At 35.7% G+C, this 26,207-nt stretch carries 20 protein-coding genes; 3 read left to right on the top strand and 17 right to left on the bottom strand.

Annotated elements, in window-relative coordinates; genetic code table 11:
* Positions 1-154: 154 nt before the first annotated feature.
* The 7 genes from JEM65_RS08500 to ribB all read right to left on the bottom strand — a co-directional run bounded on the left by JEM65_RS08500 (position 155) and on the right by ribB (position 7,984).
* Positions 155-1,438, bottom strand: coding sequence for a sugar phosphate isomerase/epimerase family protein (locus JEM65_RS08500; RefSeq protein ID WP_199598521.1), 1,284 nt, complete (start codon positions 1,436-1,438; stop codon positions 155-157).
* Positions 1,425-3,071, bottom strand: a complete 1,647-nt coding sequence (locus JEM65_RS08495) for a glycoside hydrolase family 43 protein (RefSeq protein WP_199598519.1) — start codon at positions 3,069-3,071, stop codon at positions 1,425-1,427. Before JEM65_RS08495 ends, JEM65_RS08500 begins: the two co-directional genes overlap by 14 nt.
* A 65-nt stretch (positions 3,072-3,136) precedes the next feature.
* On the bottom strand, positions 3,137-4,231 hold the full coding sequence (locus tag JEM65_RS08490; protein ID WP_199598517.1) for an endo-1,4-beta-xylanase: 1,095 nt from the start codon (positions 4,229-4,231) through the stop codon (positions 3,137-3,139).
* A gap of 95 nt (positions 4,232-4,326) precedes the next feature.
* A complete protein-coding gene (locus JEM65_RS08485) occupies positions 4,327-5,151 on the bottom strand; it encodes an endo-1,4-beta-xylanase (RefSeq protein ID WP_199598515.1) in 825 nt (274 codons plus the stop codon).
* Positions 5,152-5,197: 46 nt separating this feature from the next.
* Positions 5,198-6,616 carry an alkaline phosphatase gene (locus JEM65_RS08480; protein ID WP_199598513.1) on the bottom strand — a complete coding sequence of 473 codons (1,419 nt, stop codon included), beginning with the start codon at positions 6,614-6,616 and terminating at the stop codon, positions 5,198-5,200.
* A 129-nt stretch (positions 6,617-6,745) separates the two neighbouring features.
* A complete protein-coding gene (locus tag JEM65_RS08475) occupies positions 6,746-7,321 on the bottom strand; it encodes a Crp/Fnr family transcriptional regulator (protein ID WP_199598512.1) in 576 nt (191 codons plus the stop codon).
* A complete protein-coding gene (gene ribB / locus JEM65_RS08470) occupies positions 7,322-7,984 on the bottom strand; it encodes a 3,4-dihydroxy-2-butanone-4-phosphate synthase (RefSeq protein ID WP_199598511.1) in 663 nt (220 codons plus the stop codon).
* A 507-nt stretch (positions 7,985-8,491) separates the two neighbouring features.
* On the opposite strand from ribB, the gene JEM65_RS08465 reads away from it, so the two are divergent.
* The 3 genes from JEM65_RS08465 (at position 8,492) to JEM65_RS08455 (ending at position 12,259) form a co-directional block, all read left to right on the top strand.
* Positions 8,492-9,631 carry an endo-1,4-beta-xylanase gene (locus JEM65_RS08465; RefSeq protein WP_233530584.1) on the top strand — a complete coding sequence of 380 codons (1,140 nt, stop codon included), beginning with the start codon at positions 8,492-8,494 and terminating at the stop codon, positions 9,629-9,631.
* Between the two features lie 4 nt (positions 9,632-9,635).
* Complete coding sequence (locus JEM65_RS08460; RefSeq protein WP_199598510.1) at positions 9,636-11,072, top strand: MFS transporter; 1,437 nt, start codon at positions 9,636-9,638, stop codon at positions 11,070-11,072.
* Between the two features lie 329 nt (positions 11,073-11,401).
* Positions 11,402-12,259, top strand: coding sequence for a glycoside hydrolase family 43 protein (locus JEM65_RS08455; protein ID WP_233530583.1), 858 nt, complete (start codon positions 11,402-11,404; stop codon positions 12,257-12,259).
* 70 nt (positions 12,260-12,329) lie between these two features.
* Here JEM65_RS08455 and JEM65_RS08450 read toward each other — a convergent pair whose 3' ends face one another.
* The 10 genes from JEM65_RS08450 to JEM65_RS08405 form a co-directional block, all read right to left on the bottom strand.
* Entirely contained in the window at positions 12,330-13,271 is a 942-nt protein-coding gene (locus JEM65_RS08450) for an SMP-30/gluconolactonase/LRE family protein (RefSeq protein ID WP_199598509.1), read from the bottom strand.
* Between the two features lie 15 nt (positions 13,272-13,286).
* Positions 13,287-14,039: a ThuA domain-containing protein gene (locus JEM65_RS08445; protein ID WP_199598508.1), complete on the bottom strand. Its 753-nt coding sequence runs from the start codon at positions 14,037-14,039 to the stop codon at positions 13,287-13,289.
* Between the two features lie 74 nt (positions 14,040-14,113).
* A complete protein-coding gene (locus tag JEM65_RS08440; protein ID WP_199598507.1) occupies positions 14,114-15,367 on the bottom strand; it encodes a DUF481 domain-containing protein in 1,254 nt (417 codons plus the stop codon).
* 469 nt (positions 15,368-15,836) lie between these two features.
* Complete coding sequence (locus JEM65_RS08435; protein ID WP_199598506.1) at positions 15,837-15,998, bottom strand: hypothetical protein; 162 nt, start codon at positions 15,996-15,998, stop codon at positions 15,837-15,839.
* A gap of 10 nt (positions 15,999-16,008) precedes the next feature.
* Complete coding sequence (locus JEM65_RS08430; protein WP_199598505.1) at positions 16,009-17,067, bottom strand: sugar phosphate isomerase/epimerase family protein; 1,059 nt, start codon at positions 17,065-17,067, stop codon at positions 16,009-16,011.
* Positions 17,039-18,508 carry a hypothetical protein gene (locus JEM65_RS08425; protein WP_199598504.1) on the bottom strand — a complete coding sequence of 490 codons (1,470 nt, stop codon included), beginning with the start codon at positions 18,506-18,508 and terminating at the stop codon, positions 17,039-17,041. The genes JEM65_RS08430 and JEM65_RS08425 overlap by 29 nt, the downstream gene beginning before the upstream one ends.
* 349 nt (positions 18,509-18,857) lie before the next feature.
* Positions 18,858-20,441: a carbohydrate binding domain-containing protein gene (locus JEM65_RS08420; RefSeq protein ID WP_199598503.1), complete on the bottom strand. Its 1,584-nt coding sequence runs from the start codon at positions 20,439-20,441 to the stop codon at positions 18,858-18,860.
* A 3-nt stretch (positions 20,442-20,444) separates the two neighbouring features.
* The gene (locus JEM65_RS08415) at positions 20,445-21,473 is read right to left on the bottom strand and encodes a DUF5627 domain-containing protein (RefSeq protein WP_199598502.1); all 1,029 of its coding nucleotides are present in this window, start codon (positions 21,471-21,473) and stop codon (positions 20,445-20,447) included.
* Positions 21,474-21,572: 99 nt separating this feature from the next.
* Positions 21,573-23,297, bottom strand: a complete 1,725-nt coding sequence (locus tag JEM65_RS08410; RefSeq protein WP_199598501.1) for a RagB/SusD family nutrient uptake outer membrane protein — start codon at positions 23,295-23,297, stop codon at positions 21,573-21,575.
* A 21-nt stretch (positions 23,298-23,318) separates the two neighbouring features.
* Entirely contained in the window at positions 23,319-26,183 is a 2,865-nt protein-coding gene (locus tag JEM65_RS08405) for a SusC/RagA family TonB-linked outer membrane protein (RefSeq protein ID WP_199598500.1), read from the bottom strand.
* Positions 26,184-26,207: the final 24 nt, after the last annotated feature.

The raw sequence follows: 26,207 nt of genomic DNA, 5'->3' as shown, positions 1-26,207 counted from the left end.
TGGTAAATTCCCGTTTCTGGCTCGTATTGAGCATTGTAGAATGCTCTTGCATTCCACAGTGTCGAATTTTATACTTGTCCAATCAACGTAAATATTAAATGGAAAAAACTACTGATTATTTTTAACTGTGCTGTCTTTTGCATAAGCTTTATAATTATTTTTCTCCAAGGATTAAATAATACAAATATTGGTAGGCCATTTCCACGCTGAACAAAGGGTCAAAATTGTACTGTTCTACTTCCGCTATTGGATAAAGCAATCCAGCTTTCTCGGAATGGGAATATATTTTTTGAAAATCCATGGTTCCGCTTGCACCCAATTCGGTGTCATCTTTCAAGTGCCAACTTAAGAAGCGGTTGGGATAGGTAATAAAATAGTCTACCGGGTTAATTCCAGCTACTTTCATCCAGTATAAATCACTTTCAAAAAATACATATTCAGGATTCGTGTTATTGAGCAAATAATCATACATGACGGTAGTCTCGACCGTTTTGAATTCTTTGGTATGATTGTGAATTCCAAATTTTATTCCATTCTCCTGACATAACTTTCCTATCCTATTATAGAGCTTGCAGAGCCTTTCTAAATCTTGAAGTGTTTTTACCTTATCAATTTCATTATTTGAAGTGGTTATAAAAGTCACACCAGCTTCTTTATGAGATTTCACACATTGGTTCCACCAAGTCATAATTTCTTTATCATCTTTACCGAGCATATCTTTAAAAACCATAGAACCCTTAAATTTAAGACCTTGGGATTCTACCAAATTTTTAAACTCAATTGGTGTGTAATCATAGAACTTCCCGATATCATATACAAACGATTCAATAAAACTAAAGCCCATCCTACTTAATTCATTCAAGGTTTTCTCTGGGTTATCGAGCATTTTTTTTCGAACAGAAACCAACTGAATCCCGATCTGTTTATCTTTTGGATTTTGTTTGATATACTTCACCTTCCAAGTTTTATTTGTCTTGTAATCTGTTCCTGTCAACAGGACTTCAGTCAAGCTTTTAAACTCAAACTTGACGTCTAAAGTAGGCTTGCCATTGAAGTCCTTGTCTTTCATCACCCAGAGAGAATCATTTAAAAAACGGCCAGAACCAACGAAGCTTCCATGATTTATATTCGTGCCCAACGCCACAATTTGATTGCTGGTCTTATCATAGCTAATAAGTTCAACTAATATTGTTTGCCAGGTGTTGCCAGCTTTTTCAAAAACTTTTACATGCAAGGCATTTTCAGCGTTTATGCTCGGCTCAACGGTCATTTTTATAGATGGGTTCGCGCCTACTTCCGTATCCGTAATGGTATCTGTACTATACCAAGTGCCAATATAATGTCTTAAAAGAGCTTGTTGGTTAAGCTCCGATTCCTGACCAGACATTACAAAGACAGATGATATCATCAAGACCAATAAAAACTTAATTTTCTTCATCTAAATTTGTATTTTGAAACCAATCAAAACTGGCTTTATTCGTAGATCTTTGTCCTAAAGAAGTGGTGTACATCGCATAAAAAGCACCAACAAAACCGCCAGCGACTTCAGTGCTTAAAAATTTGGCTTCGATATTCTTTGCAACTGAACTGTATGTTTTCCCATCATCGGAATAATAAAAATTGTAGTTCCCAAAATCTGCTTCCACTTTTAAATAGGTTGCATTTTCAGGATTTTTGATGGGAACTGAAGCCAATTCAATCAACCCCGATGCATCAGATTTTAATAGCTGAACAACTGGATTTCCATTTTGGAATGATTTGGCAAGAAAATAAAAATGGTTTTCATTTTGAAAAATTAAAAGACCAGCTTTTTCATTGGGCTTATCTGTTGAAAATTCAAGCTTTGTAACCACCTCACCTTTCAAATGTTCCTGACGGTGCCCAATAAAACTCGGATTTACAAGTTCTGAGGCTGATTCTGGTCTTGTATCTATAATTAGATGACCTGCATTTGTCGTATCAATGTTATACCAAGAATTACGTGGCGTTCTCAAAAAGGCATATTTGTAATTTAACTTTTCAGATTTGAAATCGTCATAAAAATAATTTCTTAGATAATTGGAATCAATAGTGGTATCAAGTGGATTTTTGATTTCTATAGTATATTTGGATTTCACGATATCGCCGCCCAAATCGATTTTTGGCCAATCATTTTCCCAGCTTACTGGTGCCATAAAAGTTTCACGACCTGTATTGTATTGATTTTCGGGATAAGGTCTGCAACCTAAAAACACGGACCACCAATTGCCCAAATCATCTTTTACAAAATCGGCATGACCCGTCGTCGTAATTGGGTTTGGACGTTTCGGATCTAAATGGCGCTGTGTCAAAATCGGGTTGTTGGTGTAACTTTCATAAGGTCCTAATACCGATTTGCTTCTAAAAACGACTTCCGAATGGTCGTAATTAGTGCCACCTTCCGCAGCAATTAAATAGTAGTAACCGTTTCTTTTTAGGATATGTGGCCCTTCAATCCAGATGGGATTATCTTCAAGCTTTGCACCTTTATTGACCACAATATGTTCCTCGCCAATTACTTTATTATTATTTATGTCAAATTGGTACAATCTCAAGGTTCGATGTCCGTCGTAATCACCTTTATTATCTGGTGGTACACTGTTATAAATTAAATAACACTTCCCGTCATCATCAAAAAATAATGAGGGGTCAATTCCGCCATCCAATTGCGGAATAAACACAGGGTCGCTCCATGGTCCAGCAGGATTTTTTGCATGTATGATAAAGTTGTTTCCATTATCGATTAAAGTACAGACAATATAAAACCTGTCGTTGTGATAACTGATGCCAGGTGCAAACAAGCCTCTGGAAACCCCCAATCCGTCAAGATTGAGTTGTTCAGGTCTGTCCATGGCGTGTCCAATTTGTTTCCAGTTGACCAAATCAGTACTGTGAAATAAAGGCAAGCCCGGAAAATAAGCGAAAGAGGAATTGACCAAATAATAATCGCTTTTAACTTTTATGATACTGGGGTCAGGATAAAAACCTTTCAGAATGGGGTTATTTATTGTGGCCTCCACAGTTGCATGTTGCTTTGAATCTTCTTTGTTCAATTTTTTCTTACAACTGAAAATAACTGAAATTATCAGCATTGACGCTATGAACCGACTTATTCTCATTAGTTTTTAAGTTCTGCTTCAAGCCCTTCCTTGAATCCAAAATAAGCTGGCTTGGGTTGAAGATTATCATCATATAGTGAGGGCCAATCTTGAATATTAAAAAATCCTCTTATCCATGTATCCCGGTCTGTAAAATCCCAAAATGTGATACCGTATTGTTGCTTTTTTGGTACGATTTCACGGTACATCAAAACCAGTTTTTTATATTTTTCTCCTTGGGCTTTTTTCATTTCATCAGTTATGGTCGAATAGGTTTCAACGCCTCCTTCCTTCGTGTCATCGTGCTTATTGAAAATAATATCAACTTCAGACAAATGGATTTGTAAACCTGTGGCCGCCGCTTTTTTGAGTGCATATGCAATGGTTTCATCTGGGATATCCATACGAATGTGCATCTGAAATCCTATTCCAGAAATCGGAACACCTTCAGCCTTAAATTCTTCGACAATTTTGAGCATGGCATTAAGTTTTAAGGTATCGCGTTCAATATTAAAGTCATTGTAAAATAAGACTGCATCAGGGTCGGCTTCATGTGCATACCTAAAGGCATCAGCTATATAGCGTTTGCCCAATTTGTTGTACCAAATCGTTTCCCGATATGCGCCACCTTTTGATTCAAAAGCCTCATTAACAACATCCCAAGCAGCAACTTTACCTTTGTAACGTCCAACATAACGTGTTATGTATTCTTTCATAAAGCTATCTAACCATAGACTATCTTTTTCTGCTTTAGCTATAACCCATTCTGGAGTAGAACTATGCCAAATTAAATTATGTCCAAATAATCGCTGATTATGTGTTTCGGCATAATTCAAAATGGTATCGACAGTCTTCCAATTATAATTATTTTCAGTCGGTATTATGGACTGCATTTTCATATCATTAGTGGCCGTAATGCTATTAAAATTCTGTTTTTGTGTTTTTTGAAGTTCAGCATCATTCATTAAGATTTTAATATTAATAGCCGTTCCTATGGGAAAGGTTGTATAGTCTTTTAGACCTTCCGCTACCTTAATGTTTTCTTTATTTTTACAACTACAAATTGCTATTACACAAACGAATAAATAAAAATGTGTCTTGAATTTATTTCTCATAATATTTTATATATAAAAAAACGGATTTGCAAATCCAAAAAAAATAGTGTTATTTTCAAATTTGCAAACCCGTTTAAATAGATTAAATTTTGTTGTTATTGAAGTCCTTCTAGATAGCCGTAATAAGATGCTTTCTTAGCATAATTAGCATCGTATAATAAAGGCCAATCAGGATTTCCCCAGAAATCAATCAACCAAGATTCATTATCACGTACACCCCAAACCGTTATGGCAAATTTATTTTCCAAAGGAATTGAATTATAAATAGATACCACTTCTGTGTATTTTGCTCTTTGTGCTTCAGCTCTTTCATTTGACAGAGAAGTTAAATCGTTATCAGGATTTGCTCTAATGTCTAATTCAGCAAAATGTAGTTTTAAATTTCTAGAAACCACACCATCTGCAAAACTTTGAATTTGAGAAGCTGAAGGACCGTTGTATGAAATATGCATTTGACCACCTACTCCATCAATTAAATCACCTAAATCATCAACCAATTTAAACATTGCGGCTCTTTTCGTTGAACTTGAAGCCATATTGTAATCGTTGTAAAAAAGTAATACGTCTGGATCTGCATCTCTCGCAAATTGGAAACATTTTTTAATATAATCGTCTCCCATTTTTTGTCTAAAAACAGAATTTCTAAGTGGATGACCTGATCCATCTTCAAAAGCTTCATTCACTACATCCCAAGAGCGAACTTTCCCTTTGTATCTTGTTAAAGTGGTTGTAATATAATCTTTAACCATTGCTTCAAATTCAGCATTTGTTCCTGCAAAATTTTCAACCCAAGAAGGTGTTGCATTGTGCCATATTAATGCATGTCCGTGAACATTCATACCATTTGCTTGTGCAAAATCAACAATAGCATCTGCTGCACTAAAATTATAATTTCCTTGAGATGGATACATCACATTCATATTAATTGCGGATATTTTTAAAAGAATTTCATCTAAAATGATTCATTTATATACCCATAAGTTTCTGTATTTTTTTAGGTAAATCGGTATTGTCGAAATATTCTGAGAACTCTTCTTGGCCCTTTCCAATTACCTTAACAGGAACTGGCGTACCTGAATGATCACCAGACCCCCAACTTATTCCTGCCTTTTTATTCAAAATATAAGCTGCTGTTTCTGCAATAGAATTCACATCATTTTTATCTAAATAATCTGCATCAGCATCTACTGCATTATTTTTTTTAAACTGCGCGTTATAGGCTAATTTTAGCATGCTTAATTCGTCTTTGTCCAAAGTCAAACCTATTTCACTATTACCTAATCCAAAGTCTTCCTGTATTAGATCTGAAAGCGTATTAAATGATACTTCTGGGTTTGTGTTTTTAAGATCTGTCATTTTTCTTTTAAATTCTTGAACAGAAATTTTCTGATATTTTAACAATTCAGGATTCATAGCATAATTGATTCCAGGATACAAAGAACCTGTTTCATGGTCGGCGGTAACTATTATTAATGTTTCATCGGGTCGCTCTTTATAAAACTCATAAGCCACCCTAACAGCTTCATTTAATGCAAGTACTTCATGTATCATGGTTACACCATCGTTTCCATGACATGCCCAGTCAATTTTACCTCCTTCAACCATCATAAAGAAACCTTTATCATTATCCATCACTTCAATCCCTTTTTTTGTAAAATCAGCTAGAGTAAGTGCTTCTTCATTTTTATCGATTGCCCAGTAAAATTCTCCTGAAGGGTACATATCAGGATTTATTGCAATTATTTTTTCATCTCCATGTTTTAACTTATTAATCTCCTCATGAGAGTTGGCAATGGTATAGCCTTTTTTTATCGCATTTTCATATGAATTGGGTTGCCCTCCATTTTCTCCTTCTGGATAATGGAAACCCCCGCCTCCAAAATAGTCAATATTATAATTGGGTAGCTCCATACTAATTTCGTAATACATATCACGAGAATTTTGATGTGCATAAAAGGATGCTGGAGTGGCATGATCTATCATTACACTAGATAAAATACCGACTTTAAAACCTGCCTTCTTTGCTTTTTGAGATATGTTTTCGTAATCTATTTTTTGATTGGGAGATTTTCCAATTATCCCATTATTCGTTTTTAAACCTGTTGACATTGCAGTTGCTGCTGCACATGATGTGGTAACATAAGAACTTGCTGAATAGTTGGTCATATTTGTGCGTACCGGAAAACTATTCATTAAAAGTGGTTCTACTTTAATTTCGCCAGGCTTTGCATTTAAATACATTTCAGCAGTGTAAATCTGACTTGCACCCATACCATCTCCTATAAACAGAAACACATATTTTGCTTTTGTTTCAGTTTGACTGTATCCAATAAAACAAAAAAGAGCCATTGAAATTATTACAATATTTTTTATCGTTTTTAGCATAATATTTTTTTAAGTAAATGTACAGGGAGTTCTATTTTTCGGGTATCACAAAACAAACACTTTATGATAAATATGTTGCAATCCTTATAGTCTAAACAGGCAATACAATGAAATTATTCCTTTTCGGAATCAGATTTTAGATTTTATCCGACTCAAAGTTTCTTGAGATATATTGATATAAGAAGCGACTGTTTTATTGGGTAGACGTTTCACAATATTTGGGTTAATTTTAAACAATTGCTTGTATCGCTCTGATGCATCTAGCGCGGTAAATGAGTGTAATCTTTTCGAATTATTAACATATGCTTTTTCTAAATAGATATTATAAAAATCTCTCCATTTGGGAACAATTATCATGAGATGCCTGAAGTCATCGTGAGTGATGTATAAAAGTTCACTATTTTCAATGACTTGAATAGTTTCTTGTGCAGGTTCATTTGTTATAAAACTAACAAGTTCTGTAGCAAATTGATTCTCAAATGCAATATAACGTGTAACATCTTTCCCCTCCTCATCAATGTAAAATAGTCTTAAACAACCTTTTTTTACAAAATAACTCACCTGACTGTTTTTTCCATTTGAAAGTAAAATGTCATTTTTACTTTTTTTTATTGTTTTAAAATAAGATAACACGATTTTTAAATCTTTGTCTTCAATATTAATATTCTTTTTTATGAATTTAGTGAGTTCAATATAGTTTGCCATTTATTTGTAGTCTCTTACAAATTTACGGTAATGAATAATATCCTTTATGTTTAGGACAATCAAATCGTTCTCATTTGCAAATTGTGTAATCGTGTCTGCATTAGCCATTGTCCCGTCGTCGTTCATTAATTCACACAGTACGGCTTCTGGTTTTAAGCCTGCTAATTTCATTAAATCTACGCTACCTTCAGTATGACCTTTTCTTTCAAGGACGCCATTATTATTAGCCCTTAGAGGAAAGATATGACCAGGCCTCGCTAAATCATTGCTTTTAGCGATTTCATTGCAGGCAACTTGGATGGTTTTCAATCTGTCTTTGGCAGAAACTCCTGTAGTCACACCTTCTTTTGCTTCAATAGAAATGGTAAAAGGTGTTTGGAAACTACTTGTGTTTTCCTTTACCATATAAGGTAAGTTAAGTAAGTTAGCTTTTTCATTAGTCAAACAAAGACAAACAATACCACTACATTTTCTAATCATGAGTGCCATTTGATTATTAGTCATATTGTGAGCAGAGAATATTAAATCTCCTTCATTTTCTCTGTCTTCATCATCTATTAAGATAATTCCCTTTCCACTTTGAAGATTTATTAATGCTTTTTCTAATCGTTCTTGACTGTCGTTTGCAAATATTTTTAATCTATCTAATTCTGTAAGTACCATTTGTTTTTTTATTATTTCAATTGCAAAACTAATGTTATCTCAAGTCAAATTTTTTGATGTAAGTCAATAAAATAACAATCAGATTTACGCTTAGGTCCAATTTGCGAAAATGATGTGTCACAGGTTTGGACGATAGAGTTTAAAGAGAATGAGTCATAGCTTTTTTCAGCACCAAAAAAATCATATAAAAAGTAACTTCTACGTCAAGAACAACCAGTAAATTTTGAAACCATCTAAATGATGGAGGAGAATACTTGTGGCCTCGACTATTGGTTTATCATCATTATTAACAACCAAAAATTAATTGGTTATTTCAATTTAAACCAATCGTGAAATCAAAGGAAATTAGTCATGCTTTTATTTAAATACTCTTTAATGCCACTAAATATCAGAAAATGCAACAATTGTTTTAAGATTTGTCGATTTTCTTTTATTACGCTAAACTGCTTAAAAGTAGTTTTAAGCAAATTAATTTTATAAAAAAAAATTTAAAATAATTTCATAATTATGACTCATAAACTAACGACACTATTTTCCATTATGATAGCTTTTACAGTTTTTTTAAATTGTAAAAACAATACAGAAAAAGAAGACTCCATTGCACAACTTACTTCCCTTAAAGAATCATTTAAAAACGATTTCTTAATAGGAGCTGCCATCAGTAATTCCCAAATAAATCAAACAGATTCTCTAACAAATACAGTTCTTATAAAAGAGTTTAATTCCATTACTCCTGAAAACGATATGAAATGGGAACAAATTCATCCACAAAAAGATACATTCTATTTTGATGTTGCCGATAAATATGTAGCACTTGGACAAAAAAACAACATGAATATTGTTGGTCACACCCTAGTTTGGCACAGCCAGTTGGCTCCATGGATGCAAGATGTAAAAGACAGCATTACAATGGCAAAAAATATAGAGAATCATATAAATACTATTGTAAAAAGATATAAAGGTAAGATAGATACTTGGGATGTGGTAAACGAAGCTTTAAATGAAGATGGCAGCTTAAGAACTTCACATTTTTATGAAGTTATGGGCGATAATTACATAGCGCTTGCATTTAATTTAGCTGCTAAAGCCGATCCTGATGCAAAATTAGTTTACAATGATTATAATCTTTGGAAACCAGAAAAAAGAGCTGGTGTAGTAAGACTTGTAAAAAAACTGCAAGAGCAGGGTATTAAAATAGATGGGGTTGGCATGCAAGCCCATTGGAGCTTAGAAGGTCCATCTATAGAAGATATTGAGAATAGTATTATTGCTTATTCCAATCTGGGTGTTAAAATTAGTTTTACCGAATTAGACGTTACCGTACTTCCTAACCCTTGGGATTTAAACGGTGCTGCTGTCGAGCAAAGTTATGAACAATTTGAGAACGACCCAAAAATGAACCCATATCCAGAAAAACTTTCAGATTCAGCGCAAACTCAATTAGCCAAACGTTATGAAGATATTTTTAAACTTTTCCTTAAACATAAGGATAAAATAGATAGAGTAACATTTTGGGGAGTTAATGATGGACAATCTTGGTTAAATAATTGGCCCATAAAAGGCAGAACAAATCACCCATTATTGTTTGATAGAAACTATGAACCTAAAAAAGCCTATCTCAGTGTATTAGCCTTAAAAAATAAATAAAATCATGACGACTAATGTGCAAAAGTTATCAGTAAAAGAAAAAATAGGATATAGTCTTGGAGATTTGGCAGCAAACCTTGTTTTCCAAACATTAATGACTTATTTGGCCTATTTCTATACAGACATTTACGGTCTAAAACCCAATGATGCTTCCATAATCATACTATCGGTAGGTCTCGTTGCAGCTTTTGCTTTTAATCCAATTATGGGTGCAATTGCCGATAGAACCAATACCAGATGGGGTAAATTTCGTCCTTGGATTTTATGGACGGCAGTACCATTGGGTATTGTGGCTTTACTTGCCTTTAGCACTCCAGATTTTAGTTACAAAGGAAAAGTTATTTATGCCGTAATTACCTATACCCTTTTATTGATGCTATACGCCGCCAATAATTTGCCCTATTCGGCTTTAAGTGGTGTCATTACGGGTAATATGGGTGAACGTAACAGCATTTCATCGTATCGTTTTGTGGCTGTAATGGTAGCTCAATTTTTTGTTCAAGTATTTATGTTGCCAATAATTGAAACTGCTGGTGGTGGAGACAAAGCTGTGGGAATTGAAATAGTAATGACTTGGTTGGCAATTATTGGATCTGCTATGTTGCTAATAACATTTTTCACTACAAAAGAACGTATTGTTCCTAAACCTGAACAAAAATCAACTCTTAAAGAAGACATAGGAGATTTAGTAAAAAATAGACCTTGGATACTCATGCTTGTTTTAACCGCGTTGGTGTTTATAACCTTAGCAATCAAAGGAGGCTCGTATGTGTATTATTTTGAAAACTACGTTGATGAAACTGCGTTGACACAATTTTTAGAACCTATTTTGGCATTTTTATCAGGAATTGGATTCAATTTTTTTAGCGGAAATCCCGTTTCTGCTGGCTTCGGATTATTTAATGCCGGTGGCATTAGCTTTATGATTGTAGGGATTATGTTTTCCAAAGGTTTAGCTGATAGATATGGAAAACGTAACATCTTTGGAATCTTCTTATTTGTTTCAACATTATTCATTTTAGCTTTTTATATCATTCCATCAACTGCTGTTGGTATGATGTTTCTATCACAAATATTTCACGGTTTTTTCTACGGAATTACCATTCCTCTTTTATGGGCAATGATTGCAGACGTAGCGGATTATTCTGAATGGAAAACAAACCGCCGCGCCACAGCTATTATATTTTCAGCAATGATGGTTGGTTTAAAGGGTGGATTAAGCATTGGTAGTGCGCTTGTTACGGGTATTTTAGGTAGTTATGGATATAGTGCGGATCTTCCAATACAATCGGACAGCGCAATTATGGGTACAAAAATGCTTGTTAGTATTTACGCTGCAATTCCTTTTTTAGTAGGTACTGGACTTTTGTTCTTCTATGAAATAAATAAAAACATGGAAGTACAAATTGAAAAGGATTTAAATGAAAGAAGAATTAATTAAAATTTTAATACAATGCCAGAAGATACTGTTAAACATATTGACTTTACAGAAATAAATAATCCCCGAGGCAGAGCCGTCGGGGTATTCAACGGAAGAAAGTTTTAACATTTAATGAAAACCATCCGTTTTCAAACTTTCCTTTAAAACCTCCGAGGCAGAGCCTCGGGGAATTCTATAGATTAAACAAAAAAGCAATTTCTAAACCCCTAATAACTCACATCTATACTGCAGATCCATCGGCGCATGTTTTTAATGGAAAAATATATATTTACCCATCCCATGATATCGATGCAGGAGAAGCTTTTGATGATTTGGGAAGTCATTTTGCAATGGAAGATTACCATGTTATTTCTATGGATTCCATAAATAGTGAAGCTATAGATAACGGTTTAGCGCTCCATGTTGACGATATTCCTTGGGCTGAAAAACAGCTATGGGCTCCAGATGCTCATGAAAAAGATGGCAAATACTATTTGTTTTTTCCGGCGAAAGCTTATGATGGAATCTTTAGAATTGGCGTCGCCATAAGTGCTTCACCGACAGGTCCATTTACAGCACAACCCGAAGCAATTAAAGGCAGTTTCTCCATAGACCCTGCTGTTTTTAAAGATGATGATGGCAACTATTATATGTACTTTGGAGGTCTTTGGGGCGGCCAATTACAACGTTGGAGAACTGAAAGTTTTAATCCAAATGAGCCTAAAAATCCTACTGCCTTCATTCCTAAAGATAATGAGCCTGCATTATTACCACTTGTCGCAAAACTGACGGATGATTTATTGGAATTTTCTGAACCTCCAAAACAACTAGAAATTTTAGACGCGGAGGGTAATTTACTATTAGCTGGAGATAACTGTAGACGCTTTTTTGAAGCTTCCTGGATGCACAAATACAACGGTAGCTATTATTTCTCTTATTCTACCGGTGATACACATCTTATTTGTTTTATTTGTTATGCAATAGGTGATAATCCTTATGGTCCATTTACTTACAAAGGGATACTATTAGAACCTGTGGTTGGTTGGACTTCACACCATTCTATTTGTGAAGTAGATAAAAAATGGTATTTATTTTACCATGACTCCTCGCTTTCGAAAGGAGTCACCCATTTAAGATCTATTAAATTAGCTGAAATAATTTATAATGAAGACGGACCTATTGTTCCGCTAAAGCCATATATTGATTAGTTAGTGTTTAGTTTGATAAAAGGAGTTATAACCGTTGATAGTAACTCTTTTTTTGAATAAGAATATATGATTAATATCTTTCACCACTAACATTCATATTTAGTGTATACGCAGAATTTAATGCCGTTATAAAGAGTATGTTCTGATTTTTCCCACCAAAGGTAACATTACTAGTCCAGTCTTGAGGCACTTCTATTTTTTCGATTTGTTTCCCTTCAGAATTAAAAACAGTTACTCCGTTTCCTGTTAGATAAACGTTACCCATATTATCCAAAGTCATCCCATCCGATCCTTTATTTACAAATAACTTTTTATTAGAAAGAGTTCCTTCATCATTAATTTGATAAGCAAACGTTTTATCTGCTCCAATGTCGGCGATATAAAGTGTTTTACCATCTGGAGACCCTATAATACCATTAGGTTGAATAAAATTATCATCTGCCACAATCCTAACACTAGTACTATTTGGTGTTATATAATAAATTCTTCTATATTTTTGTTGATCTTCTTTGTGCTCCCACCAAGAACGTTGGTAATAGGGATCAGTAAAATAAACACCTCCTTTGTTATCCACCCAAAGATCATTGGGACCATTGAATTTTTTACCTTCAAAATTAGCAAGAAGCACGGTTACTTTTTTATCTACATCAATAGACCATATTTCATTCTGTTCATCGGCAATGGCCAATAAATTTCCTTGGTTGTCAAAATAAAGTCCGTTGGAACGACCCGATGGTTTCATATAATCTGAAACCGTATTATCAATAGCGTTCCATTTTAGGATGCGGTCATTGGGTTGATCTGTAAAATAGACATTGCCTTCTTTGTCCGCGGCAGGACCTTCTGTAAATTCGAAACCATCAGCCACTAAAGTAAGTTGCGCACCATCGGCAATTATTGCTGTATTTAGGTTCTTCTGCGCTTGGCAAGATATATTTATTATCAGAAGCAAACTGATGATAATTACATTTAGACAATAGTTATAAGTCTGTTTTTTTGATTTAGTTCTCATATATTCTTAATGGAATTAATCGCCTTTAGCCCAATAAATAGCACCAAAAATGTGGTTTAAAAAGTTTTTATCTTTAAACGATTCTGGTTTATGGCCCAAAGCCGTATAAAACGATCTTCCTCCTTCATACTCTTGATACCATGAAATAGGATGCATCTTTCCCATACCTTTCAAGGGGATAGCATCATAACCCGCAGTAAAATCATAAGAAGCTTCATCAACAGTCAGTAGAATATTTAGCTTAACTAAATTCATATTTTCAAAATTATACCACTCATCACTACGAAGCCATTTATTTGGCAGATGCCATGTTGCTGGAAAATCACTATTCTCTACGTTTACAATTGCTGCTTGCAATTTTGGATGATTAACAAATTTCGCTCCAACAAGATCATCAAACCAAGCATTTTCGTTTTCACCATCTGCTGTTCCGTGTATGCCCACAAAGCCTCCTCCTCGTTTCATAAATGCTTTTAAAGCAATCATATGCGTTGGCGTCAAAAAATTGGCATTGGCGTTCATAAATATGACTACATCATATTCTGGTAATTTTTCTATTAGATCATCAGGCCTTTGTGTCCAATCAAACTTAAACTGATTTTCTACTGCCATTTCTTCAAAAGATTGAACTGCAACAGGGATGGTATTGTAATGCCAAGTATCATGTTGGGTAAACAATAAAACACTAAACTGGTCTTGCGCATTTGTTTTAATCATTGTAAGGAAACTTATAGTTAATAAAAGATACTTCATTGTAAAAAGTTTCATAGTCAAACGTTTATTTTAATAATTCATAATAAATATATTCCCAAGCTAGACCAACACTAAATAGAGGTGGAAAGCTATAACCGGCTATTGATTATAGTATTGAACGCAGAACCAAAAGTATAGCTCAGCCCAATGCTTAAGTTTAACTCAAAGTCCGTTGCTATCTGCTTCTGTTGCAACAGGATATCTTCTATCGAGGCACTGCCGCCAGAAAGGTTAATCTGATCATGGACAATTTCGAAATTTCCTGAAAACCTTACTGCCAGTCCTTTGAACACTCGAACTGATATACTACTATTAAGTTGCAAACTATTCTTTGAAAAATCTTTTAAAAAACTGGAGCCCTTCAATTTTGAATCCAAGTTTCCCCAAGGTTGTCTAAATCGTAACTCAACCTGCAGAGAATGATTGAATATACCCTCCTGCGATTGAAAAAACAGGGTAGGTTCGATATAATCGTTATGAAAATATCCGATTTTGTAGGCAAAAGTAATTTCCCTCCTGAGCACCTCGTTGTACGGAAATATACTGTATTCGACAGCTGGGGAAACAGAGTAACGGAAATCGAGGTTCTTAAAAGTGTCATGGAGCGCGCTCGTGAATATACCTATGGACCAGTGACCGGAGATACTTCGTACAACACTTCCTTCGACTGAGTACATAGCGCGGTCGGTGGTAAACGTTTCGTCTTCACTGGCAAATCTGTTATTGGCCTGTTTCAGTTGAAGATCTGTCCGAATTCTCCATTTCTCGGTGACACGATCACTTTTTAATCCCAGCTCATATTCGAATTTCTTTTTGCTCGATTCCTTGTCCAACTCGACTTCACCATAAATTTCAAATAGCCAATTGTCCCAAGGGTCGTTAAAATCAATATCCTGGCGTTCCGCAAGGCCTTCGTCCGAAATCTTGTAAACGACCTTGTCCACCAGATTTGATTCCATAACATATTTGAGCAGTCCCGATTTTATTTTTTCTACTAGACCGTTACGAATATCGTCGGGAGACATGTTTGTGTTGGTATCAAAAGATTTTTCGTTTATAATTTCTTTATAATCGCCTGATCCATTAAAGTCCAATGTATAGGTTCGGCCACCGCTGCCATTGGCAATATCATAAATAAAAAGTTTTATATTGGCTAGAGCTTGGTCTCTTACGTGGTCCACAAAGATTATCTCCTGTTGGATATAGTTCTGCTCACAATCACAATCAATGTAAAGTTTAAGAGATTTCTTTGATTCTTCTTGGGCAATTCCATCAACCGTATAGAGAAGTGAAAGAAAATAAATCCATTTTCTTAAGATTGCCAAGGTAAGTTCTCTTTTCATTTTGTTTTCTTTTGTTAGTTTTCTCTTTAAAAACTACCTCCTTAGGAAGTAGTCATGATATTTTGACTGTGCCTTTCATGAATAAACTGGACTCAGCCGACCTCTTTGTCTATTTGATTTCGATAAAACCAAAATTCATCTAAAAACGATAGGTATAAATTACTTTCATCATCGCTCCCTGCTCTACTGTAAAAAGTGTTCTATTCAATGCCGAATCGTTTAGCCAATTGTGGTTATACTCACAATAAATATCGGTGCCAAGTGTAATAATCCATCGAAACCGCGTAGATAGACCCCAGAATCTCACTTACATCATCGAACTGAATGTTTGACTAAAACGAAATATCAGGTGTGAAATCAAGGCCAATAGCTAACTGGAATAAATTGGTGTAAAACCGACTATTCTAAGCAGTTACTTTGGAATGCGTGTACCCGCTGCTTAGATTAACACCACGTGTTGGGCGAATGGTTAAACCCAACTCCAAGCTTGAATAGCAGCAGGGATGGTATTGTAATGCCAATCATCATGTTGGGCAAACAATAAAACACGAAACTGATCTTGTGCATTCGCTTTAATCATAAAAAGGATACATAGCGTTACTAAAAAGTACTTCATTGTAAAAGGTCTCATTCTCAAACGTTTATTTTAATAATTCATAATAAACATTATCCCAAGCTAAACCAACACTATACAAAGACGGAAAACTATAATCTTCAACTTCAGACAAGATATATTGCACTCCAGCTATTTTTTGATAGTTAAAAATATCCTTGAAATCTATTTTACCACTTTCGCCTAATTCTTTATAATCTTTGACATGCCAACTAATGAATCGGTTGGGATAGGTTTTAAAATAATCGATAGGATTAACTCCTCCCCTCTGCATCCAATATAAATCAGATTGAAAATAGACATAGTCAGGATTGGTGTTTTGAAGAAAATAATCATAAACCGTTACGCCTTCTACCTTTAAAAATTCATCGGCATGATTATGATACACAAACTTAAGTCCGTTCTTCTTACACAATTTTCCAACTTTATTATAATAATTACAATATTCTTGAAGTTCTTTGATCGTCTTAATACCTTTTAATTTGCTATTTGAAGTAGATAGATATTCAACACCAGCTATTTTATGGTCTTGTATCGTTTTATTCCACCAGACATTGATTGCGGCATCATCATTTTTGTCTTCAGGATCGAAAAAAGTCATAGAACCCAAAAATTTCATTCCTGATTTTTCAACAGTAGCTCTAAACTGTTCAGGACTTTGACCATAAAATCCACCGTTTTTATATACAAAGGTTTCAACATAGCTATAGCCCATTCTACCTAATTGAGTTAAGGTTTCTTCTGGATTTTTAAGCATATCGTCATGAACAGAAACGAGCTGAATACCAATATTTTTGTCTTTAGGATTATTTTTAATGTATCTAGTTTTCCATAAACTATGATTTTCATTATCAAATCCTTCCAATATAACATCCGTATAATTTTGAAAGTTAAAATCAACCTTCATTGTTTTATTACCATTGAGATCTTTGTCTTGCATCGTCCAATGATTTTCTGAAGAAAACTTGCCTTTCCCTGTAAAAAAAATACCTCCGGCATTATGACCAGCAGCAAAGACAGTATCGGTAACGCTATTTACATGGTACCCAATATTATGGTTATTGATTTTTAGAAAGTGCTTTGGCATCAATTAAACTGAATTTATCAGCATCATAAAACACGACATAATCAACACTAAACCGTTTTGATCGGCCTGCTAAGGTTAACGTATATTGTTCTCCTTTTTTAAGTCCATAGATTAAATTAAAAAACATATGTGTCCCTTTTTCTGCGCGTTGTCCCCAATGCCATTCTAATTCTGGTGTATTTGTACTCCCTTCTTGAAAATATTTAATATAATCTTCTAGTTCCGCTTTAGATAAATTTGTTTCTGAGGTAAAATCACCTTTCATTTTAACAAAACCATCATTACACCAATCGCCTTGTACGCCTTCCAATCGCTTACTGCTCATCATTAATAACCTAAAATTCCCATCTTTAGGTGCTACAAAAGTGTATTCTAAAGGTGAATTTGGTTCTCCCGTATTCGCCATATTACCTGTAAATTCAATATGCGCAAAACCAGAAGCTTTTTCAGTGTAATGAGCATCTCCCTTTTTTAAAAGGTTCCATTCTTGTAAATTGGAAGTCGTGTTTTCTGCTTCTATAAAAATATAATCGCTAGAGGTTAGTTTAACATCTGGTGTTGCACTAGTCATTTCGATGGGTTTGTTTTCAAAAAGAGCTTTCACTTCTTTCCACCCTGCCTTTTCGTTACCATTGTTTGGGCCTCCAGTAATTAACCAATAAGTCATACCCGTATCAGAAATATCAAAATGTTTTTCCGTATTAGAACTCCAAGTCTCTAACTCATCTACTTGGTAGGTATCATCTATATTGTATAACCATTGCCAATTTTTATTTGAGCTATTTTTTAGCCATTTCCAGTTGTTTATATGTGATTGAAAATCATCTTCACCATTTGCATTGTTTTGGTCAATAATATCATAATAAGTTACCGCCGGAAAATCCTTTTTCATATCTGCCCAGGTTTTCTCATTTGCTCCATGGGTATGATCTTCATTCCATGTACTATGAGATATGGCATAAATAAATTGGCGTTTATTTTCTGGAGTAGATTCTATTAAGCTATAAGCCATTTCCATTGGACCAGCGCAGATAAACCAAAGTGGATTATTTTTACTGCTTTTTTTAGCTTCTTTAACAAAATTGGCTATTGCAGCTTCCTTTTCAGTTTGGTCATTAAATACTTTAGAAACATCGAGTCCAAAACGTTTAGCACCACCTTTGGCAGCCTCATCCATCATTTTCTCCCAACTTTCTCTAGAATCTCCTAAATGATTATTATAATCATAGTGTACAAAGCGTTTTTCTAAATCTGCATAATGCAAAAGTGCTAGTGAAAAAGCGGTTGCTCCCCAATCGTCTGAATCATGTAAATTGCCATCAGAACTAAAAGCAATACGACCATCAGGCATACTAATTTTTGATTTTTGAGCAAAACTTAATAGTGTAGAAGTTAAGCATAACACTATTAGAAAATGCTTTAAGAAATTGTTATTGTTCATTTTTTTTTTTTTTATTTAAATTTATAAAGATCTATATTTTATTTTATTTTATAAAAACAACTATGCCGCATTTTTGATACAGAAAACAGCAGAGCAGAACTCATTATTAGTATCCTCACATAGCCTTATTTTCAATAAAGCATTGCCTATAAAATCTTTATAAAACAATGTTTACCTGTTTTCCAATGTTACATAAATTGATAAAGGGTCAAGACTAATAGATTTCATCATCCTTTAGCCTTAACCCATCTATCTAAACTATAATATTACATTATTGGTTTAATGTTTAATGCTGGCAAAAATTAAGGAAGCCAACACCTCAACTCTCTAATCAGTTTTTGATTAGATTTTATAACTTTTCAAACTTAACATACTTAACTATAACACTGTTGGTTTGATATCCATTATCCAATAAGATCCTAGCTTTATCCGTAGTATTATTCGGCATAGTAAACACATAGGACTCTCTTGTAGATTCTGAATCTGAAAGTGATAAACTCTCTTGCAAGCCGTAAGGCTGCCAGCCGTCACGTCCATCACCATCACCAACGGTAAAACTAAAATTAAAACCTCCTTCACCAGGAACAGCCATTAATTCTATAGTAAGTTTATATTTGACACCTTTCTCCAAGGTAAAGTTTGGCTTATACAATTGTAAGGACCATGGGTTGGCTCCTGGAACAACATTGTCAGAAATCATAACTCCATCTTTCGCATATACATTAGAGGAACCACCATCATTACCTTGATTGGTCCAACCATCGATACCTCCAGAGAAATCAGATTCGTAAAGGATCTCCGATCCCAAGGATATGGAAATAGTATCTGCAATACCTGGATAACCAACAACGATTTCCGTAGTCCCATCTACATAAGCTGTTCCTTCTGCTGGGTTTGTAGTAACCCCATAGATATCAAAATCTTCCGAGGCAACTATAATGTCATCTTTTCCGGTAACGGCCAAGATTACGCTTAGACCTTTAAGATCTATCAATTCTCCATCCGCATATAGCGTTTTGTCTGGTGCAAATTCCAGAGTCATTCCGGTAACATTAATTTGGTTTACGGTAATAGGTATTCCTACCACGGTTCCCGAAACAGTCATTGCTTGAACTTCATTATCCGAAGCCTTCAATTTATCCTCATTGGCTGGCGTGGTCGTAACTCCGAAAGAAGCAAAATCTTCAAAAGAAAGCTCAAGTTCCAGCCCACCTGGAAGCACATAATTAATTACCGTCCCCTCAAGGTTCAACCTTTCCCCTACTTCGTATACGTTTTTTGTAGGACCAATCACTAAAGTAGCGCTTACCGGTTCAAATGCGATTACATCGATGGATTGAGTAACCTTTGCTTCTGATTCCAAATAGGAAATAACAACACCTGTATTATTTACCGCCAGAATATCTCCATGCATTGGAGTGGTTCCGAACTTTTTTCCAAAATCAGCAAAAGCCACGTCTGTGGTCGTTCCATCCTCTTGAACCGTAGTTACTACAAGTTCCGATAAATCTAACATCTCCCCGCTTACATAATTTGACTTAGGTTCGGTTTTAACTATGAGCTCTACAATATCGTTAGTAACCTCTATCGTTTGAATCATACCTTTTCCTGTATTACCCAACTTTATAGTTACGGCTTCATCAGAAAAATCTAATACTTTTCCATTGGCAGGCTCTGTGGTAATCCCTTTTTCTTCAAAAGAATCATAAGGAACATCTTCAACATTCTCTCCTTCACCTAAGGTGATTACCATACTGGTAAGGTCCAATGTTTCTCCCAAAACATACTTTACTTTGGGTTGCGTTTTCATTGAAATTCCACTTAATCTGGAATAGGCACTTTCTTCATCGCTACTACAAGACGTGGAGAATAATACCAAAGGCAATACAATGGCCACGAGCTTTAATAGTACAACATTTATATTTTTTATCATTATCTATAGGTCTTTAAGTTCAACTGTAAACTCTTCAAAAATGGCTGTTCTATCCCGTATTACTAAAGTATCGTTTACGGTATGTGTCTCTGCGTTAATGGCGTCTGTATAGGTATAATTTAAATAAATTACATCCTTTGGGTTACCTCCAAAAGAATCGCCGTCTTCAACAAATTGGCCAGTACCTGTTACCCCATAAGGATCGTCCTTATAACTACTTATAGTACAAGTGTTATCCTGATTAAAGGAAAGTTCCATAATAACATTGCCTGGGCTAGAGTTTTCGCCACGGCCAATAAGATTTTGATATTTAACCTTGTCCATTCCTGCTGTTTCTAACAGTGTTAATTCATCTCTCTCTACAAAATCTGCACTATATACCCTTCCTACTTCAGAAGTAGGAGCCGTAATCATATCCTTACCTCTTCTTAGGTAGTTACCGTGAAACCTGTTCATATACTTAATTCCAAACAAGGTATAATCCTTTGGCAGCACATCCCAATCAGCTGGGTTTACTCGATCTGGATTGGAGACCACACTCCTCCCTACGGACAAGGTATCCAAATTATCTGCCTTAGTCATTACCAACGGAATTACATAATTAGTGGTATTTACCTTTCCAAAAGACAAGGTGTCTTGAAAAAATGCATCACGTAATTGGACCTGAATCCTTGCCTTGGTAGAACCTGAAGGAATAGACACAGGACTTACTGTTTCAAACGTATAATATTCAGCAGGAAGTGCCTTTACATTAGCTACGTTGTTCAAAAGACTATTGTCTACTTCAAAATAGATTTTTCGCTCTTTATCGTTACTATAAACCCCAGTCATTAAGGCTGTTATTTCAAACCTGTAATCATTGTCGTTATCGTTAAAGGCCAAGTCATAATCTCCTAGTATAAGAGTACGGGCTGGATTTTGATAAGGAAAATAAGCTCCTTGAAACTCGTAATCATCAAACTCTGGTTCGGTGTTGCTACATGATAAGGTTACTAGCACACCTACTAATAAAACTATATTTTTTATATTCATTAATGAAGAATTAATTATTAAACATATTTTGGATTTAGGTTCCCGGCACCTACCGGGAACCTAAACCAAACCTTATTTATTTTCTGGTTATACAATAGGTTACCACCCTTGGTTCTGTACTAATTTGTTAAATTTTACTATCTCGTTCTGTGGTATTGGGCCATAGTTGGCGTTATCACCATAAATTCTAGGTTCCACATTTAATATTGTATAATTGGTCCCATTATATTTCGCTCCTTTAACGTTAGGTATAGTATTCAAAATACCCCATCGTCTTAGGTCGTACAAACGATACCCTTCAAAACAAAGTTCCAATCTGCGTTCGTTTCTAATCAATTCTCGCATATCCGCTTTGGAAGTGATACTGGACAAATAAGCATCTCCATTACCTAGACCTACTCCGGCTCTGGATCGGATAGCTCCGATTATAGAACGAGCACTCATACCATCTACCATATTATCGGGACCTCCCAATTCATTGGCAGCTTCAGCCATCAATAGATACAGATCGGTATATCGTAAATAAATATTCATTTTTTCTGTTGTAGTTGTACTCCCATCGTTGCTGATTACTAAATCAGGAGCTACCAATTTCTTCATGTAGAAACCAGAACGTGTAGATTTCTCTTGCACCTTGTCCACCTCGTCACTACCGCCACCGACACCGGTATTGATAACTCTACCATTAAGATCGTTGCCATTGTACAATACGTACAAAGCCAAACGAGGATCTCTATTGGTGTACGGGTTGGCCGCATCGTAATCCGGGTGGGAAGTAGAGAACGGTTTACCGTCCAACATTGGAAACGCGTCTACTAAGTTCTGGGTAGGATTTACGGCTCCATCACCATTTAAAGAAGGCGGAAAATTAGCTTCCTCTACCCATGCGGAGCTATATACATTTTCTCTCCACAGTACTTCTGGAAATGCACGGGTACCGTTAGGGAAATCGTAAAAATTGGTCAACCCGTCAGGATCCAATCCAGGTACTCCTCCGTTATCGTTCAATAGATCCCCCAAGATATTGGCGGCTTTTTGGTAGTTATCTCCCGATCCGTTCAAGAACGCCGGGCTGGCTGCCAACATATTCATTTTTGCCTGAATAGCTTTGATAATCCTTCCGCTAACACGACCATCTTGGGTATTACCAAAAACAAACTGATACCTTTCAGGATCAATACTGTCATACCTTGAGGGGCGTTTCGCGAGATCTCCATCCCAATCCATTGGCAAATACGTTAATGCCTCGTCTAAATCTGTATTGATACGAGCCACCGTTTCTTGAAAGCCTAATCTTGGTATATTAAAATCAGCATCATAAGGCAAGAACTCCGAAATATAAGGTATTCCCAATAATTCCCCTGAAGTGCTCTTTCCGCCATGTTCTTGTAAAATCCAAAAATGTTGTATAGCTCTCAACGCAATGGCTTCACCTCGCATTCTTTCCTTAAAAAGTTGATTGGTCACATCATCCGTTTTCCAAGATACATTATCAATAACGTCTAGGAAATTGTTAACGTATAGGATTTGCTTGTATTGACCCCATCTGCTGGAAAATGCATTTTGCGCACTCCATTCACCAGTAGCCATCAATCTATAACCGTTAACCTTATTATTAACCGCATTATCCGTAGCTACATCACTAAAAGAATACTGATTGGGTAATCCTTCATAGCCTTTTAGCAGCAACCCTTCGGCAAATATGGGGTCATTATTCAATCGGTTCTCCCCTTGTAGATTTTCATCCAAGGGCTCTAACATAGTACAAGCACCTACGGATAAAAGAACGAAAGCTATCGTTGTATATTTAAAAATTTTATTCATGTCCAAAATCTATTTTTTCAGTTAAAACTTCATTCTAAGTCCCAAGGAATAGTAACGGTACATTGGGCTATTATTCAATTGCAGTTCGCGAATGTCCTTATTTTTTGAAATCTCCGCTAGGTTTGATCCGGAGGCGTAAACACTAACATCCTCCATGTTCATCTTGTCTATCCAATTTCTTGGTAGATCATATGTCAATTGTACGCGTTGCAACCTAAAGTTACTATTGTCATACAACCAAAAGGTGGAGTTCCTAGCAAAATTGTTCGTATTTGGCAAAGAAGACAGTCTTGGAAAAGTTGCAGTATTAGCTGTTTCAGGAGTCCAACGCCCACGAACCACTTCAGAGTATTTTTGATCTCCTTGAGGGCGATAATAGTTGCCATCGGTTACACCATTACCACCAACTTCGGCGGTTAAGAGCGCAAAGAACGTAAAGGGACCATAATCCAAGGTAATATCAGAACTAAAGGCCCAAGGTGAATCCCATCGACCGATAGAAACTTGATCTTGATCGTTTACCATTCCATCCTTATTTATATCACTATAACGAAGGTCTCCTGGCTGTAATGCCCCGAACTGCGTAGGTATACCTGCCTTAAGGGAACCATCCGTGTTAAAATCATCCTCACCAAAGAATCCCATAGACTCCAAGCCGAAAATAGCATTCACAGTTTTACCCTTTCTAAACTGGTACTCGTCTGCATAAATTATTTCATCTACCTTCCTTCTAGTAGAATTGGTGTATAGTACCCTGGCACCGATGTTCATCCCAAACTCACCAAAACGATCCAAATAGTTGGCACCAAATTCAAAACCGGAATATTTATCAGCGTTGAAATTAGCATAGGGACTAAACTCTCCATAGTATTCTGGGTACGCATTGGATGCTTGACTTACTTGGTCTGTCAAATCGGATCTAAAAACATTGGCCTCTAACCATAGTTTTTTAGCAATCAAGGCTTCGAAACCAAGGTTGTAGTCCATTCTTTTCTCCATTCTCAGATTATCGGTCTGTCCTCTGGCTATTGTGGTGTATTGATTATTGAATCCAGAACCAGAAGAGGTATCTCCCCAATTATAGTATCCATTAGGATCACTTTGTTGATAAATGGCATCATATAAAAAATATCCATCAATACCAAAATCAGAATAAACAACGCCCATAGAAGATCGTAGTTTTAAATAATTTAACCAAGAAGAATCCTTTAAAGACGGTTCCTCAGTAAGCACATAGGCAAAGCCCAATGTGGGAGCAAACTTACCTCGATTGCCTTCGGCTAATTTTATGGAATTCACGTAGGACGAATTAAAATCGAACATCAATTTGTTCTTGTACGTATAGTTAATGCTCATTCCTAAATGGCTATTCTTAGAGGATTGTTCTTCGTCTATAACCTGAGTGCTATTTGCAAGCCCTATTAAAGAAGCGTTGATAGCGTGATTTTCGCCTAACTGCTTCTCATAGTTAATCATCCCGTAGAAACCGTAACGAATGGTAAACACATTCGAACTAATATTTTCTGTAAGTCCTGTACGGTCATTTTCCCTTACGTTTACCAATCCTACAATCTTACCCTCATCGTTCCAGGTTGGCTCATAGGCGGCAAACTGGTTTATATTACTGGTATTATATACATTATAAAAATCAAAACTCAAATACGTTTTCGCCGATAAGCCTTCCGTAATAGCACTCAAGTCAAAATCGATGGCATTGTTTACCTGACTTATTCTTGCTACGTTGGTTCTACTCCCACCAGCATATGCGACACCCAAAGGGACATTGTCTTTAAAATTCTGATTTCCACCAATAAGGAATCCGTCAAATTTTTTGGCGGCCTGCAATATTCCTTCTAATTCGGGATTATTAGTGATATCTATAGCACTTATAGGTAATAAAGGAGCATATAGGTTAGGCTTAAAATTGTTACCTGCATCGTAAAGATTGGTCAAAGAGGTTTTATTCTGTTCAATAATAGCAATCATATCAAAGCTACTCTTGATCCAGTCATTTACTCGGAAATCGATATTTCCACGAACATTAAACCGGTTAGAACCTTTATCGTTCTCGGTAACATTCTGTATGGTTTGATCGCTCTTAAAACCAACATTGATATAATATCTGGTATCATTTACTGCTCCCGAAAAATCGGCCACCACATTAGAAAAAGACGCAAAATCCTTCATGTAATCACTACTGTATAAATCTACACTAGGATACCTGTAAGGATTGATACCACTAGCATGATTGGCGATTACCTCATCGGAAAAACTCGGAAGCTGCCCATCATTGGTTCTGGCTTCGTTAAAAAGTGTCATATATTCGGCGGAACCCAAATAATTTGGCATGCTTGTAGGGAACTTGATTCCCGAACTAACACTTACATTAAACTCTTTCTTTTCCGTACCACGTTTAGTGGTTACAACGATAACCCCATTCTTCCCCATGGCACCATATAGCGCTACTGCATTGGCATCTTTTAGAATGGTAATTTCTTGGATTTCTTCCATATTGAGTAAATCGATGCTCCTACCCGGAATCCCATCTACTACGATCAAGGCAGTACCAAGACCACGAATGTTGTCGCTTCCCTTAAGCCCGGTCATTCTGCCAGACAAGGCATCACGAACCCATTGGGTGTTGTCATACTTAAGAAAATCGCCAGGCTCGATGGTAGATACCGCACCGACCACGTCTATATTCTCCCGGTTCCGAAATCCTAGGCTTACCTCTTCCCTAATCTTGGATACCAAATTATTGGTACTTATTGCGATGGAATCGGTGGTTGTGGTTCGATCATTGTCCTGAGCGGCTAATGTAATGGAGAACATTACAGAGAAGCAACTGAACAACAATGATTTTTTATATTTATTAAAGTGTGTCATAGATTATTTATATTAACAAATAGT

The sequence above is a fragment of the Gelidibacter salicanalis genome, from assembly GCF_016469035.1.
Taxonomy (GTDB): Bacteria; Bacteroidota; Bacteroidia; order Flavobacteriales; family Flavobacteriaceae; genus Gelidibacter; species Gelidibacter salicanalis_A.
Note: the sequence above shows the minus strand (reverse complement) of the source record. Positions and strands in the feature narration are given on the sequence as shown.